Origin of the sequence: Halomonas sp. 3A7M, assembly GCF_014897875.1 — a bacterium.
Lineage (GTDB): Bacteria > Pseudomonadota > Gammaproteobacteria > Pseudomonadales > Halomonadaceae > Vreelandella.
This window is the reverse complement of record NZ_JABUZD010000115.1, coordinates 98,274-114,889: the sequence shown is the minus strand read 5'-3', so window position 1 is coordinate 114,889 and position 16,616 is coordinate 98,274. Positions and strand designations below refer to the sequence as shown.

The window sequence follows — 16,616 nt, the reverse complement described above, 5'->3', positions numbered from 1 at the left end:
AACAGGGTATCAGAGGGTGCGACACTCATCCTGACACTGGGGGTCATGGCAGGAATTGCCATTAGCCCAATCATTATTTCCACCGCACCAACGACTCCAGATGCAGCAGCAAATATTGCTGCCATAGCAATCGTTGTTAGTGCTAGCCCTCCTGGTAGCCGCCCAATCCACATTTGAATGGCATCGAAAAGATTTTTTGCTATACCTGACTTCTCTAGTATCGCCCCCATTAGAATAAAAAGAGGAATCGAAGAGAGCACATAATTTGATGAAGCGCTATAAATACTGCCATAAAGTTGTTGAAAAATCATAGGGCCAAAAGCGAACCAACCAGAAATAAGTGACACTATAACCAATGAAAATGCAACCGGAACACCTAAAAATATTAACAAAAAAAGCCCTGGAAACATTAACGAAGCTATTGTCGAATCCATTACTCAATCTCACTTTTTATATTCTTATTTAAAAAAGAACGAAGCCCAATGACAAGAAACTGAAGAGCAAGGAGAGTAAGACCTACAGCTATACATGTATAGAATGGCCACATTTGAGGCGCCCATGTACTGACCATTTCAACCTCATTAGTTATGAATGCCGACACAGTCTTCTTCCAACCATACCAAGCCATAAATAGAAAAGTCGGAAACAATACAACTGTATAAACCACTCCGATAATTAATCGATAAACATTATTTGGTAGCAGGCTACTCAACACATCAACTTTTATATGACCATCAATCTGCGCTGTCCAAGCAACACCCAGCACAAACGCAACACCTGTAGCCATATAAGAAATATCGAATGCCCATATGGTTGATGAGTTAAAAACATAGCGAGCTATCACTTCATATAACATTGACAATACCAATACAACAATTGCCAGCTTGCTCATCCACGCAGACACTTCAGAAATTTTATCTACTAATTTAAATATCATTATTGGCACCACTCATGTCTATATATACAAGGAGAGACTCTTAAAGCCTCCCCCTATAATTTGTATGTTAATTAGTTATGAGGTAGTCTTTCTGAGAATTCCAACGCGACTGATATTCTTGGTAGTCTTTTAAAATCTCTTCCATGTCAGGGTTGCCAGCTTCACTTTCTTCCGCAGCCCGGGCAGTAATCCATGAACGCCCACTTTCCGCTAATTCGTCAACGAATGCTTCGTCCAAACTAATGACTTCGTTTCTACCTTCACGATAATTTTCCATAGCGATTAGGTCGTTATGATAGAAACTGGAAAGCCCTTCATAAGTCGTCAACTTAGCTGCAGATTCAATTAGCTGCTTTAGGTCGTCTGGCACTTGATCCCATGTTTCCTGACGGACAACGACTTCCCAAAGGAATGTGGGTTGATGTACACCTGGGACTATGATGTAGCGGGCTGCTTCATGAAAGCCTTCTGGATAATTACTGGAAGGCGTTGCCCACTCCACAGCATCGACACCCTTACGCTGTAATAAAGTGTAAGTGTCTCCGGGCGGAACAACAGTAGGGACTGCATTGTAGTACTCACGCATAACTTCAGCCCAAGGGCCAGAAGTTCTGTACTTTAAGCCGTCGAGATCCTCAGGCCCGTTAATTGGCACGTTGGAATGAGCAAATACTTCAGTAGATCCAATGCCAACGATTAGCGAGTGCAATCCTTCACTAGCCCGGAGCTCCCGCAATGCTTCTTGACCGCCACCTTCATAAATCCAATTAATATATGACTGTGGCCCCATGCCTCCCGGGAATCCAGCAAAAATAGCGTTTATAGGATTTTGATTAACTAAGTAGCTTGGCGTGGAGTGCCCCGCCTCGACTGTACCCTCTTTGACAGCATCATAAACTTGCAAGGCAGGCACAATCACGCCCGCGCCAAAAGGCCTAATGTTAGCTCGTCCTGAAGTTAAAATTTCTGTGTTGCGTGAGAACCGTTCGAGGAAATTTTCATAGAATGGAGAGCCTCCTGGGACGGAGGTGGGCACCCGCCATTCCACTTCGGCTGCATGCACTTGGGAGGAAAGTGCTATCGCCGCTACCACAGAGGAAAGCCATTGCTTTGTTTTCATGATCACTAACCTTTCTATATGTTGGTTTTATTTATCTCTCACCCCATTGCTAAATAAAGGGCATTGAGAGGTAGCTACATGCCTGTACGTTTAAGCTTTTCCTACAGCAAATACTGTTAATGCAGAGCCGTCTGCTGCTCGCCTTTCCCTCTCCCTGGAACAGACTTGTCGCGCTGAGCAAAGCCAGATGAGTTACGAACAAATCGATCTCGACTGCCCTTTTTGTATAAAATATATAATAAATCATTGCAAGACTATCTTTGCAGAATCAGAACAATTTTCTAAAAACACCATCTTAATTCAGATACTTAAGCTAATTCTGATATAAAAGCTATATGAAGAAGCGTTTATGGGAATAGCTTTGTTTTCTTAGAGATTAAGTAAGGATCCCGAATCGGGACTCACTGAGCTCCCATAGACTTAAAAAAGCGAGGAATAATTCGACCACCTCCACAACAATACGACTTTAGTCTAACAACCTATCAGCTAACATCTCTACTCCAGTTGCTATAAATCGTTGTAATAGCAACCTCTTCCTAATACTCAGACCAATAACTCATGCATAGAGAAGTAAGCCTGATGCGAAATATGGCTTCACAAATCATTTTGAAGATTGTATAAAATATAAAAACTACCAATTGATGCTGACATCCGCTGTAGCGCCAGCGTTGATCACCAGGACAAAACAATCACAGGTGTTCCATGAAACGAGTGCATATCATCGACTCTCATACAGCAGGTGAACCTACACGGCTGGTAATGAAGGGATTCCCAACTCTGCCTGGCACAACCATGGCAGAAAAATGTGAAGCGCTGCGCACTTCGCATGATCAATGGCGACGCGCCTGTATGTTGGAGCCACGTGGGCATGATGTGTTGGTGGGAGCGCTTTATTGTGCACCGGAATCACCAGATGCCACTTGCGGCGTCATCTTCTTCAACAACTCGGGTTATCTGGGCATGTGCGGTCACGGCACTATCGGGCTCGTCGCATCCTTGCATTATCAAGGCCTTATAGAACCCGGCGCCCATAAAATAGACACTCCCGTTGGTCCTATTAGTGCAACTCTTCACAACGACGGTGCCGTTACTGTCCGGAATGTCCTTTCTTATCGCTATCGCCAGCAAGTCCCTGTTGAAGTGCCTGGCTATGGGCTTCTGCATGGGGATATCGCTTGGGGAGGCAACTGGTTCTTCCTTATCAGTCAGCATGGCCAATCGCTAACGCTTGATAACACCGAAAAGCTAACCGAATTCACCTGGGCCGTACACCAGGCACTCCAAGCGGCCTCGATTACTGGCGAGGACGGCGGGCTAATCGATCATATTGAGCTCTTCACAGAGGACGAGGCAGCCGATAGTCGTAACTTTGTGCTTTGCCCCGGCAAAGCGTATGACCGCTCCCCTTGCGGTACCGGCACCAGTGCCAAGCTGGCCTGCCTAGCGGCAGATGGAAAATTATCGCCAGGAGAGACCTGGGTACAAGCCAGTATTTGTGGCAGCCAGTTCGAAGGACACTATGAATGGGAAGGCAACTGCATTCGTCCCTATATCAAGGGGCGAGCCTACCTAAGTGCAGATGCCACCTTACTTATTGATGAACAGGATCCGTTTGCCTGGGGCATTTCTGACGAGTAAGCACGCGACTCACTCGCCCTGATTCTTCATTAACCAAACAGCACCGATTACTCCACTATCAACTCGGTGCTGATGTGAGTACTGACAACACCAACCGAAAGGAAAAACAATGAGCGATAACATTTTTACAGGCTGCATCCCTGCGTTAATGACCCCCTGTAATGCGGACCGTCAACCGGACTTCGATGCTCTGGTTGCTAAAGGTCGTGAGTTAATAGATATCGGTATGAGTGGCGTCGTGTACTGCGGCTCTATGGGCGATTGGCCACTGTTAAGCGAAGCACAGCGTCAAGAAGGGGTCGCCCGTTTAGTTCAAGCAGGCATACCGACCATCGTGGGCACTGGCGCAGTAAATACTAAAGAGGCCGTATCCCATGCAGCTCACGCTGCTAAAGTGGGAGCCCATGGTCTGATGGTTATTCCGCGCGTGCTCTCACGTGGCACCTCAGTAGCGGCACAAAAAGCTCATTTCTCAGCCATTTTAGAAGCAGCGCCTAAGCTGCCCGCCGTCATTTATAACAGCCCCTACTACGGCTTCGCGACGCGTGCAGACCTCTTCTTTGAGCTGCGTCATCGTTACCCAAACCTAATCGGCTTCAAAGAGTTTGGCGGTGCCGATGACCTACGCTACGCTGCGGAAAACATTACCTCCCAGGATGACGATGTCACCTTGATGGTAGGTGTAGACACGACTGTCTACCATGGTTTCGTCAACTGTGGCGCCACCGGTGCCATCACCGGCATTGGCAATGCTCTCCCCCGCGAGGTGCTCCAGCTCGTCGCTCTTAGTAAAAAAGCTGCGCAAGGTAATGTCGAAGCACGCCGTTTAGCCAAAGAGCTTGAGGAAGCGCTGGGAGTTCTCTCCTCCTTCGATGAGGGCGGCGACTTAGTTCTCTATTACAAACATTTAATGGTACTCAACGGGGACTCCGAGTACTCCCTCCACTTCAATGAAACTGACACTCTGAGCGATGCCCAGCGTCACTATGTGGAATCTCAATACGCCTTGTTCCGTACCTGGTATGCCAATTGGTCTGCTTCCTTAGAAAACATCTAAGGCTCAGTGGTACACAATTTTTTGCCGCTTAGCAGCCGACTGCTCCAGCACAGCTAATGTGCTGGAGCAAACTCTCTTTGGTAGGAGTTACTCATGCACCGTATGAGTCTGGAGGAAGCCGAGGTACTGGCAAAAGCAGTGCTCAATGCCCAGGGCTTCAATCAAGAACAAACACATGCCTTATCTCAAGCAGTGATAGCGGGGCAACGCGACGAGTGCCATTCACACGGCCTGTATCGTTTACTCAACTGCGTTAAAACGCTAGCGGCAGGGAAAGTGGTCGCCAATGCTCAGCCAGAAGTGCACGATCACGCCCCAGGCATCGTACGGGTTGATGCCAAAGGAGGCTTTTCGCAACTTGCCTTCGAGGCTGGCTTACCCATTTTAACGGCAAAAGCGCGTGAGCAAGGAATTGCTGCGCTTGCCATTAATCACTGCGTACATTTTTCAGCCTTATGGGTTGAGATTGAAGCTATCACAGACCAGGGGCTGGTAGCGCTGGCCTGTAATCCCAGCCATGCCTGGGTGGCCCCCGCTGGGGGCAATCGCCCATTACTGGGAACAAACCCGTTGGCCTTTGGCTGGCCGCGCCCTAATGGTCAGCCACCATTTATCTTCGACTTTGCTACCAGTGCAATTGCTCGCGGTGATATCGAGCTCCATCACCGTGAAAATAAGCCCATTCCCGAGGGCTGGGGTATCGACCGTTTAGGGCAGCATAGCCAAAACCCTGCTGACGTATTAGACGGCGCACTCCTTACCTTTGGCGGCCATAAAGGCTCTGCCTTATCGATCATGATTGAGCTTATTGCTGGCCCACTCATCGGTGACTTAACCAGCGCTGAATCGCTGGCATACGATGATGGAGCCGGTGCTTCCCCCTATCACGGCGAACTCATACTCGCTATGGATCCTGAACGCTTCCTGGGAAGTACGCTCGAGGATTATATGGCCCGTGCTGAAGATCTTTTCTCATCGATCATAGCCCAGGGCGCCCGCTTACCTTCGCAACGACGATATACGGCACGGCAACGCACTCAAAAAGAAGGTATTTCAATTCCAGAATCTCTATATCAGGAGTTGTCACGCCTAGCGCGATTATGACGGCTCTTTTCTTACCGACCATTCGCGTTATTCTAACGACGGAGACGAGCATGACATTGCAAGGCAAAATGCTGATTGGCCAACAAGCTGTACAGGGCTCTCGTGACGCCATTTACGCCATCAATCCAGCGAATAATGAACGTCTTGAACCCGCTTATTTAGGTGGCTCCCAGGAAGAGGTAGAAAGGGCCTGCGAGTTAGCTTGGCACTCATTTGACAGCTATCGCGAAACGCAGCTGGAAGCACGGGCACAGTTTCTCGAAACCATTGCAGATGAGATAGAAGCGCTCGGAGAAACACTGATTAACCGGGCAGTGGCCGAATCTGGCCTTCCTCAAGCCAGGATTCAAGGGGAAAAAGGACGAACTTGTAACCAACTACGGTTATTTGCAAAAACCCTACGCAATGGTGAATGGCTAGATGTTCGAATTGACCCGGCCATGCCTAATCGTCAGCCCATGCCGCGCGCCGATTTGCGTCAACGCCATATCGCGCTTGGCCCAGTCGCTGTTTTTGGTGCAAGCAATTTCCCACTGGCTTTCTCCGTCGCTGGCGGCGATACCGCATCAGCGTTAGCGGCGGGATGTCCCGTGGTCGTCAAGGCCCACTCCGCACATCCAGGAACCAGCGAATTAGTAGGACGTGCGATTCAAACTGCCGTCAAGCGGTGTGATCTTCCCGAAGGCGTATTTTCGCTAATTTTCGGCTCTGGCCGAGAGGTTGGGCAGGCATTGGTTGCGCATCCTAACATCAAAGCAGCCGGGTTTACTGGCTCCCGCAGCGGCGGCTTGGCACTATGGAAAACGGCGCAGTCGCGCCCTGAGCCAATCCCTTTCTATGCTGAAATGAGCTCCATCAATCCAGTATTCCCTCTACCAGCGGCGCTGGAGTCACGTGGTGCCAGCATGGGGGCAGAATTCATTAGCTCGTTGAATATGGGAGCTGGCCAGTTTTGTACTAATCCTGGGCTAGTCATTGCAGTAAAGTCTAAGGGGCTAGACGCGTTCATTGCAGCGGCACGTCAAGCGGTCGAGAGCAGCAGCGCTCAAACCATGCTTACGCCCGGCATTCATCAAGCCTATACCAACGGTGTGCAAGCCCTCACCTCGACAGGTAAAGTCCACGAAGTAGCTTGCGGTCAAAAAGGAGCTGGCCCAAATCAATGCAAAACAGCTCTTTATGTAACCTCTGCGGCTCATTTTCTGGCTGAGCAAACACTGCAGGAAGAAGTTTTTGGCGCGTTGTCGCTGGTAGTGGAATGCCAAGACCAGAACGAGGTTCAGCGCGTTGCGGAGGCGCTTGAAGGCCAGTTGACCGCCACTCTTCAACTGGAGGATGCCGATCAGGAAGTTGCTCGCAACCTGCTGCCAATTTTGGAACGTAAAGCGGGCCGGCTACTCGTCAATGGCTGGCCAACAGGCGTCGAAGTTTGCGATGCCATGGTTCATGGTGGCCCTTTCCCAGCAACGTCGGACTCGCGCACCACGTCTGTCGGTACCGCAGCTATTGATCGCTTTTTACGTCCTATTTGTTATCAAGATCTACCGGATGCACTTTTGCCAGAGGCATTGCAGCATAGCAACCCACTGTCACTTAAGCGCCTGGTTAATGGAGAACGTGAAGGCTGATCAATAGGAGTTTGCGCCGCTCTCCTCTGGGGAGAGCGGCGCATCATGCATTGAGCCATGCGAGCTGATCAACGACTCAACGGTTCAACTACCGACCATTCAACTATCAACCATTCAGCTACCAGCCATGGACATCTATATAGGTTTGTATAAAATGTGCAAATTAACTTTCAGGATGGACGTGAACCATGGCGACATTCAAAACACGAGCACACTTCGTCGCCGACGACTTACGCAAACGTATCCTTGGCGGTGAGTTCAAGGGCGGTACTCAACTTCGTCAGGACGCCCTAGCCAGCGACTATGATGTCAGCCGTATCCCTGTCAGGGAGGCCTTGCTAACCCTCGAGTCAGAAGGGCTAGTGGAGTTTTATGCTCACCGTGGCGCTTTTACCACCGAGCTTTCCGTTAGCAAAATTCGAGAACTTTTCGAGCTACGGATTCTGCTTGAGACCTATGTACTTAAGCATGCCATTGATAACCTCACTGAAGCAGACCTCGATAAAGCTGAGGATATACTGCGCAAGTATGACGACGCTCTAAATCGCGGTGGCGAAGTCGACAATTGGAGTGAGTACAACTATGCCTTTCATTTGGCACTTTATGCGCCTGCTGAGCTTCCAGAAACACTCGCTATCATTCATCAGTTAAATACTAAATCAGATCGCTATATCCGCATGCAGCTCGTCTACTCCCAAGAGATCACAAAAGCTGAAAAGGAACACCATGAGTTACTGGAGCTAGCGCGCCAACGTGACACCGACAATGCCTGCCAGCTGCTTAAAACCCACATTGAGGACGCCTGTGGAAGCATTATCGCGGTACTTGGAGAGCGTTCCAACCAATCAGAGGCACTTTGAAGTATGAGTGCCACTTTAATATCCTCCCCCTGCCATTAGCTGCCTCTCCCTCTTCTGCTTAAGTCATAAATACTACTTCTAGCACCACTTCCCCTCTTCATATACTTCGGCTAGCTAACACTAGCGCTTTCCGGCTATTCGAATAGTTTTGGCGGATTAAGCCCTGCTCCTATCGTTTCTACCCCATAAGCACCATTGAACTACTAGGTAGTTCCATTTTTACCGCTCGCTGCTTGCCCCCTCGCCATCGCAAGGCGCTCCTCTCCTGCCATTTCTTACCAATATTTGTCGTTTACGGTATTGATCCGATTCACAAACCTGAGATATATTTTATACAATCTACAAAAAATAGAATTAAGGAAGCTTCATGAATCCACGAAGCACGAAGAGTAGCGGCTCGAAAGAGGATGCCGATGTCATCGTTATCGGTGCAGGAGTGGTAGGTAGCGCTTGCGCCCTATCCTTGAGCCAACAAGGCTTGCGTGTTTTGGTGCTGGACAGCCACCAGCATCCGGGTATGGGTGCCTCGTTTGGCAACGCGGGCCATATGGCAACGGAGCAGGTTTTTCCTATTGCCGATGCAGCCATTGTGAAGCGATTACCCAAAATGCTACTGGACCCAATGGGGCCGCTACGTTTGGATTGGCGCTATGTTCCCAAGGCCCTACCCTGGTTCACTCGACTACTTTGGAATCTACGTAAGACTCCCTATCAAGCCAGCGTGGCAGGTATCCGTGCTCTCAATGAAAATAGTCTGGATGCTTGGCGTCGGCTGCTCGACACCATAGATAGCAGGCATCTGCTAAAAGAGGACGGGTCTCTCCTGGTTTATGAAAAAGATAGCGCTGCCGAAGAGTTAGCAGCACTTCACACAAGGATGACCGACCAGCAAGTAGCCGTGGAATACTGGCAAGGCAGTGCAATTAAAGACATTGCTCCTCAATTGTCAGACAGCATTAAAGGCGGGCTATTCTTCCCTGACACCGCACATACGATTAATCCCTCACAGATCGTCGACTCACTCGTATCCGCTGCTAAAGCCAATGGAGTGCAGTTTAGACAAGAAAACGTCATATCAGGCCAAGACCATGGCCACGGCGTGATGCTGAAGACCGCGAGTTCGTCCTCCTTCACGGCCGGCAAAGTTGTTATTTCATGTGGAGCTCATTCTGCCCATCTCACTGCCACGCTAACGGGTACTAAAGTTCCTCTTGATACGGAGAGGGGCTATCACCTGATGCTGCCTCATGAACGGCATCGGCTGCCTATGGCGGTTACCTCGTTGGAGCGTCGTTTCATCATGACGCCCATGGATGAGGGATTACGATTGGCAGGTACCGTCGAATTTGCCGGGCTCCATCGACCACCCAATATGCAACGCGCTTGGCAACTGCACAAACTCAGCCAAGGGCTCTTCAAAAACGACTTGGATACTACCGAAGCCAAAACTTGGATGGGCTTTCGCCCCTCGCTACCCGACTCACTCCCTATTATCGATAGCGTTAAAAGTGGCAGAGTCCTACTAGCTTTCGGGCACCATCACCTTGGCCTCACTCAAGCCGCTATTACAGCCGAGATTATTAGCCAGCTGGCCAAGCAAGAAAACCAACAAGCTCAACTGCCCATTGATTTATCCCCCTATCGGCTAAGCCGATTTTCCTAGCAAGCGACGCCCCAACCCTAAGAACAACGTCATAGGAGCTATTATGTCTTCCCCAAAAGGTCTCGTAAGACTGCCTAACATGATAGAGGTTTTTGCCATCATGTTCGGCTTTATAGCCATCATGTTTGTCAGTATCAGCTTACTTGAACTCCCTATACAACTTGCCTTGTTCGCCTCTTGGTTTTTGATTATGGGGCTGGGCTTAAAACTTAAGCTTTCCTACGAAAACATGCAGGAAGGGCTTATTAAAGGTATTCATAATGGCATGGAGGCCGTTTTGGTGCTCACTACCGTGGGGGCACTGATTGGCACCTGGATTGCAGGCGGTATCGTACCGAGCATTATTTATTACGGCCTGTCAGTGATGAACCCACAGATTTTCCTTTTCGCAGCTTTTATTATTTGCTCCTTAACGTCTCTAGCTACCGGCACTTCCTTTGGTACGGTGGGAACGGCTGGGGTAGCGATGATGGGTATCGGCCACAGCTTTGGTATCCCGCTACCACTGGTTGCTGGTGCCGTGATATCAGGCGCGTACGTAGGTGATAAAATGTCGCCGCTTTCCGATACAACAGTGATGACCGCGTCACTGTGTAAAGTGAATCTTATAGACCATATTCGCTCGATGATGTGGGTTAGCGGGCCTGCGGTTATCATAGCGTCGATACTGTTCATCACCGTTGGTTTTTTCTATATCAGCGACACAGCAGACACAACTCAAGCAGCAGCGGCTATGCAGGCCCTGGAAAGTCACTTCACAATAACGCCTTGGCTGCTGCTTCCAGCGGTCGTTGTTATTATCCTATTGACTCGTCGCTTGCCAGCCATCCCTGTCATCACATTGGGTGCCGTCCTCGGCAGCATCTGTGCTTGGCTAGTGCAGGACATGAGCCCCGTTGATGCGATCCAAACCGCCTATTACGGCAATGCAATGCAGTCTGATGAAGCGTTTCTCAACACTCTCCTTAATCGTGGCGGAATAGAGTCTATGCTGGGTGTCGTTGCCCTCATCCTTTTCGCGCTTGGTCTAGGCGGTTTAATGGAACGAGTCGGCATTCTACAGGCTATCAGCCAAGGGTTTCTCAGCTGGGCCAACAACCCAGGCCGACTTACCCTTTCAACCATGTTGGGTGGCTTCTTCGGTAACTTCTTTGGTGGCGCAGCCTATGTCTCTCTCATTACCGCCAGTACGATAACTGAGAAGAACTACGACAAACAGGGGATTGATCGTCGCGTTCTCTCTCGTAACGCAGAAGCGGGCGGCACGATTACAACCCCTATGGTGCCATGGACAGACGGTGGTGTATTTATGGCCGCAACCCTTGGTGTTTCAACACTGAGCTACCTGCCATTCCTTTGGTATCACATGCTTGTACTGGTAATCGCTATCTTCTACGGCTACGCCAATATTGCCATTTGGAGAACCTCACCAGCAGATAACGCCGAACAAACAACCACTCATCAACGCAGTGTACCCGCAGCTTGATAACCTAAAATCACCTCAAGCTTTTAGCTTTCCAATAAGCTAAACACGTAGAAAACTCCGGTTTGTAACTAATTCAAACCGGAGTTTTTAGTTTTAATCTCAAGAAAAAATAACCTTATGCAGATATATACAGCATCGTTTGGCATATTACTCAGGTGTCCTAGCCGCTTTTTCCATCAAATACTCCGCAACAGCCTGATAGGCGGGCAGTGAAGTAGGGTCATTAGCCGCATTTCCTGCCACCGGGTGCGATGCAAAACGCACAATGACCATCTCAGCGGTGGGGTCAATATAAATGGTTTGTCCATGCACCCCTCTTGCGGCAAAGGCGCCATGCTCGTTATGCAGAGACCACCACATGCCACGGTAGCTACCGCCCGGTAAATAACGGTATCCCGCGGCGGCAAATGCTTGCCTGTCGCCACCTTCCCGAATGCGCTCTACCGCTGCGGCAGGAAATAGCCGCTCACCATTCATTACGCCTTCATTAAGCACCAACTGGCCGACTCTGGCCAAATCCCGAAGGCCAGCGCTCAAACCGCCCCCTGCGAACGGCGTGCCAATAGAGTCCACGGTAAAGTAAGCATCCTGCTCCATGCCTAACCGCTGCCAAAGACGCGATGACAACAGTGACGCCACCGATTCACCCGTCGTGCGCGCGATCACCCAGCCAAGTGCATCGGTATTAATCGTTTTATAGCCAAAGACCTGCCCATGCTCCCCTTCCGGTTGTACCGTTGCGAGATACTCATAATAAGTACGCGGCCCAGTGTAATCGTCTGGCTTGGGGAGCGGGCTTGCCGCTGCATTGTAGGCCCAGATCTCAGCGTTGGGGTCACTGTAATCTTCGCTGTAAGCAAGGCCTGTGGTCATTTCAAGCAGCTGTTTAACCGTGGCATTACCAAAAGCACTGTCGGCAAGTTCCGGCAGTATATCGCCTACGATTGCCTGCTCATCCAACACTCCTTCTGCCACCAAAATCTCACCTAGCAAGCCGGTCATCGATTTAGTCACCGACATCGCGCCGTGCTGGCCCGTTTCATCCAAACAGCCTGAGTAAGTCTCATACACCACCTGGCCTTGGTGAAGAATCAGCAGACCATCGGTGTAGTTTTCATTTAGCGACGCCTGCCACGACATAGGCTCACTAGCGTCAATCGGAGTGAAGGTGACATCGTTTATCGCGTCATCTAATGCATAGGGCAAAGGAGCAGGTGCGCCCAACCCACGGCTGACCTGCTTAGTAGGCAACAGCTCGCGAAAGTGGCACACCGTCCAGCGCATTTTGGGAAAACTAAAGTAGTTGGAGTCTGGCTGGCCAATCAACTGCTCCGGCGCAGGTGGGAAGCCCTGCATCCAGCCTAACTGGTTCGGGTCAGAAGCTTCAGCGCTTAGTACACCGATTGCTGCCTGCTGGGCAGAAGCGGTAGCTGCCCCGCTTATCAATACAACAGGAAGCGTAAGCATCAGTAGCGACGTAAAACGGCTATTCATCATTGGCATAACCCACTCCTTGGTAATCGTTGCTACCGACACACATGCCAGCATGTCATCTCAGTATAGCGAGAGAATTCCACCGATTTATCACCCAGACACTAAAAGCAAAAACGCCCGGCTAAATCGCCGGGCGTAGAAGCAGGTCAGGATTTCCAACGACATTTCAGCCTACCATTGATATTTAACACTCCCAATGACGCTGCGAGACTCGCCGTAATAGCACCAATATTCGCAGCTCGCTACGTACTCTTTATCGGTGAGGTTATTAACGTTTAATTGGGCCTGCCAACCATCAGCAAACTCATAGCCCACCATCGCATCAACTAGCGTGTAGCTACCTACAGCAGTGTTATCTGCCACACTGGTGTCTATTGTGCTACCTACATAACGCACACCACCTCCTAAGGTAACGCCCTTCAAGGCACCACCGGTAAAGGCATAGTCCAACCAGGTTGACGCTTGGTGACGCGGGATCAAAGGCGCACGCTGATCATCTTCAAGGCGTGAATCGGTATAGGTATAAGCCGCCGTCACTTTCAAGTCATCCGTTAGGTAACCAACCCCTTCCAACTCAAAGCCCTGAGAGGTTCGTTCACCTTCTTGCACCTGAAAGCCGCTGGGCGAGTTGATCAGCGTATTGCCCTCTTGGAGATCAAATACTGCGGCTGTGACATAGCCGTCCCAGCCAAAAGGCGCGACTTTGACCCCTGCTTCCCACTGGCGACCTTCGCGGGGCTCGTAAAGATCACCATCGCTATCGACTCGACCCAACGGGTCAAAAGATTCGGTATAACTGATATAGGGGTTAACACCGTTTTCCCCCAAATACATCGCACCACCGGACCAGGATACTTGATCATCGTCTGAGCGTTGCGTTGTTCCCGCGGTAACATTCGTGTTTTCGGTATCCGCCTGATCATAACGAACCCCACCCAAAAGCACCCAACGGTCATCAATACGCAGCTGGTTTTGGGCGTACAAGCCGGTTTGCTCTTTATCAATTTCGCGGGTTAACAAATCATCCGCCCCTACGGGCGTAAAGTTGCCGTAGGTGGGGTTGAAGATATCGATAGGATCGCCAAAAGGAAATGGATCAGCTTCTTGGCCGCTCACCCCAAGATTCTGATAATCCGCGCCCAGCAGCAGGGTATTTTCTGTACGATCGGTGTACCAAGTGCCCACCATACGGTTATCAACCGTCAAACTATCAATGGTGCCGTCGCGGTACACGTGCCCGCGTGCCGCCTGACGTTCATCAGCCATAAAGAAGGCGTACGTACTGCGCAGTTCTAAATCCAGCTCGCTGTAGCGTAAATCCTGCTCGAAGCGCCACGTATCATTAAGGTGGTGGCGTAATTCATAGCCTAACGCCCACTGGGTACGGTTATCCTTATCGTAACCCGGCTCACTCAGGTTGGTTTGGGGGTCGACACGGCCAAAGGGGGTGTCTTGAACCGTGCCATAGGGCAGCTTGAAGGAGTTGACCGGAACACCGTCATCTTTCTGCACGCTGGCCAAAAAGGTAACCGTTGTATCGTCGCTAACATCCACCGCCAAACTCGGCGCAAAGTAGTAACGCTCGTTGCTAGTCGCGTTCAAATCACCATCACGCTCTTTATAAAGGCCGACCAAACGGTAACGAACATTGTCACTCTCGCCTACCGGGCCACTGGTATCAATGCCCACTTGGCGATGATCGCGATTGCCAAACTGTACATTCACCTCACCCTGAGGCGTTTCTGTTGGGCGCTTGCTGACCGCATTAATCAGGCCCCCAGGAGGCGCTTCGCCGTAAAGAATAGAGGATGGACCTTTGAAGACATCCACCCGCTCCAAGCCAAATGGCTCCGGCAGCCACTGATAGAAGCCTTCGCGATAGATCCGCAGGCCATCTTGGTAAGTGGACTGATCAAACCCACGCACCTTGAACCAATCAGTGTTGTTATCACTGCCGAAATGCCCCGAAAGCACGCCTGCACGATAACGGAAAGTTTCATCTAATTGCTGGACGTTGCGGGCTTCCAACTCCTGACGATCAACGCTGGATACAGGACGCGGCGTTTCCACCAGCGGCGTATCCACTTTCAAGGCAGTTGCGGTTACCACAACAGGATCGTTAGCAACTCGCTCCTCTTGAGCAAGCACCGCCAAAGGCGCAACGCTGAGCATTCCACCCAGCGACACCGCCAACGAGCGGCGAACCGCCGCAGTCAGCGGCGCGACAGAAAACGATATGGACGTAGGGAGCATAGGAAGGTCTCACAGGCATGAGGAGAAATATCGTTATAGTAAGGCGAATGATACGGATTTTTATTTGCATGAACAACAACTACAACGACGCAAGCCTTGTGAATAGAGACTTTTGAAAAGGCGCTATTGGTAAGTGAGCGCAACAGACACGAAAAAACAATCTCTGTCAGGTCTCGTGTGATTAATTACCCATTAATTAAATGACTCTAGGCGCTTGATTCGCCATGCTTTCATCCTGAATTGGTGTAAAAAGTAACGCGCCGGCCTCAGGCCAGCGCGTTACTTTTGCTTTTTATAGAGTGACACGGAAATATTATGAGGTGTGTTCGTCAGCCGATGCTGCTTAATGCGCCATCATCTCTTCAACAATTTCCTCACCGCTCAGAGCTGATGGGTAATACGTCGGCCAGTGGGTGACTTCGTCCAGTAGGGCTTCGCGATCATCCCCCCAGTAGAGATGGTAGTGATGGGCATCAGTAGGGTAAATGCTGTGGTCGCTAAACTGGATATATTGGGGCAGATCACCGGAGGCTTCTTCCAGTGTAAAAATAAATCGTACGCCGCGATTCCCTGCTTGGTAGGTTAAAATTTCATAGCCATCGTATTGGTATTCGCCCGTTCTCTCTTTGTCATTTTCAAAGAAGGTGACGCTGCTTCCATCAATGACAATACGTTCAACATCCGTTTGATATCCGGTGTTGTAGTACGCTTTATACTCTTCGGCTGTCTTGTCGTCATTGTCTGCTTTATGTGCAAACACATCATCAAGGGTGCCATCTACTAGGTAGGGATAAACGGACTGCCAGTCACCCTCCCAGTCAGAAAGCGCGCGATCCTCAACCTGATCATCATTAAAATAGCCCGAGTAGATATCGTGGTCGTGGTCGTGGTCGTGGTCGTGGTCGTGGTCGTGGTCGTTATGAGTATGGTTGTGATCATGGCCATGGTCATGATCGCTGGCGTTAACGACCTGAATGCCTGTTAGTATCAAAGCACTCAAAACCCATACGCGGGTGCCCTTAAGTGGCAGTGTTGTCATATCCGTTCTCTCCTTTTGCCGATTGCAAAACAATGCACCAGCGCAAAAAGATATGTTATAACATACTTAAAATCAAACTCATTCTTTTCCCAGTTTGCCTTCAGCCCAGAGAAGGTACGCCGTAAGTGTTCATTCCAAGACGTAGTTGACCTACTTCATGTCAAAAAACGGCCTTAAATTCCATCTTCAGAGTGAAGAATAAACCATGCTAGTTTATCTTCAATCACAAAATCTCCATTCAAGGCCGTTTTTAATACATATTTTAAACTGGCAGCTGCCTCTTTTTCTTTTTTCGAGCCCAAAGGAAGCCCCGCCACAACGATTGCAAGATCAGTTC

At 49.9% G+C, this 16,616-nt stretch carries 13 protein-coding genes; 7 read left to right on the top strand and 6 right to left on the bottom strand.

Features of this window, described 5'->3' with window-relative positions; all coding sequences use genetic code 11:
• The 3 genes from INT19_RS10870 to dctP form a co-directional block, all read right to left on the bottom strand.
• On the bottom strand, positions 1–434 hold a 434-nt coding region (locus tag INT19_RS10870; RefSeq protein ID WP_193060732.1), incomplete at its 3' end, for a TRAP transporter large permease subunit.
• Complete coding sequence (locus INT19_RS10865) at positions 434–937, bottom strand: TRAP transporter small permease subunit (RefSeq protein WP_193060731.1); 504 nt, start codon at positions 935–937, stop codon at positions 434–436. The genes INT19_RS10865 and INT19_RS10870, both read right to left, overlap by 1 nt.
• Before the next feature lie 67 nt (positions 938–1,004).
• Complete coding sequence (gene dctP, locus INT19_RS10860) at positions 1,005–2,057, bottom strand: TRAP transporter substrate-binding protein DctP (RefSeq protein WP_193060730.1); 1,053 nt, start codon at positions 2,055–2,057, stop codon at positions 1,005–1,007.
• A 702-nt stretch (positions 2,058–2,759) separates the two neighbouring features.
• Between dctP and INT19_RS10855 the strand changes: the two genes are divergently transcribed.
• The 7 genes from INT19_RS10855 (at position 2,760) to nhaC (ending at position 11,493) form a co-directional block, all read left to right on the top strand.
• On the top strand, positions 2,760–3,695 hold the full coding sequence (locus INT19_RS10855) for a 4-hydroxyproline epimerase (RefSeq protein ID WP_193060729.1): 936 nt from the start codon (positions 2,760–2,762) through the stop codon (positions 3,693–3,695).
• 109 nt (positions 3,696–3,804) lie between these two features.
• Entirely contained in the window at positions 3,805–4,752 is a 948-nt protein-coding gene (locus tag INT19_RS10850; protein WP_089039573.1) for a dihydrodipicolinate synthase family protein, read from the top strand.
• 93 nt (positions 4,753–4,845) lie between these two features.
• A complete protein-coding gene (locus tag INT19_RS10845; protein ID WP_089039574.1) occupies positions 4,846–5,856 on the top strand; it encodes an Ldh family oxidoreductase in 1,011 nt (336 codons plus the stop codon).
• Positions 5,857–5,906: 50 nt separating this feature from the next.
• Positions 5,907–7,484 (top strand): aldehyde dehydrogenase (NADP(+)), encoded by a 1,578-nt coding sequence (locus INT19_RS10840; RefSeq protein WP_193060728.1) that lies wholly within the window; start codon positions 5,907–5,909, stop codon positions 7,482–7,484.
• A 188-nt stretch (positions 7,485–7,672) separates the two neighbouring features.
• Positions 7,673–8,344, top strand: a complete 672-nt coding sequence (locus INT19_RS10835) for a GntR family transcriptional regulator (protein ID WP_193060727.1) — start codon at positions 7,673–7,675, stop codon at positions 8,342–8,344.
• Between the two features lie 367 nt (positions 8,345–8,711).
• Positions 8,712–10,007, top strand: coding sequence for an NAD(P)/FAD-dependent oxidoreductase (locus INT19_RS10830; protein ID WP_193060726.1), 1,296 nt, complete (start codon positions 8,712–8,714; stop codon positions 10,005–10,007).
• 43 nt (positions 10,008–10,050) lie between these two features.
• Positions 10,051–11,493 (top strand): Na+/H+ antiporter NhaC, encoded by a 1,443-nt coding sequence (gene nhaC, locus INT19_RS10825; protein WP_120386485.1) that lies wholly within the window; start codon positions 10,051–10,053, stop codon positions 11,491–11,493.
• Positions 11,494–11,640: 147 nt separating this feature from the next.
• Here nhaC and INT19_RS10820 read toward each other — a convergent pair whose 3' ends face one another.
• The 3 genes from INT19_RS10820 to INT19_RS10810 all read right to left on the bottom strand — a co-directional run bounded on the left by INT19_RS10820 (position 11,641) and on the right by INT19_RS10810 (position 16,279).
• Positions 11,641–12,996, bottom strand: coding sequence for a serine hydrolase domain-containing protein (locus INT19_RS10820; RefSeq protein ID WP_193060725.1), 1,356 nt, complete (start codon positions 12,994–12,996; stop codon positions 11,641–11,643).
• A 162-nt stretch (positions 12,997–13,158) separates the two neighbouring features.
• Positions 13,159–15,159, bottom strand: coding sequence for a TonB-dependent siderophore receptor (locus INT19_RS10815; RefSeq protein ID WP_193060738.1), 2,001 nt, complete (start codon positions 15,157–15,159; stop codon positions 13,159–13,161).
• A gap of 424 nt (positions 15,160–15,583) precedes the next feature.
• Entirely contained in the window at positions 15,584–16,279 is a 696-nt protein-coding gene (locus tag INT19_RS10810) for a metal-binding protein ZinT (RefSeq protein WP_193060724.1), read from the bottom strand.
• Positions 16,280–16,616: the final 337 nt, after the last annotated feature.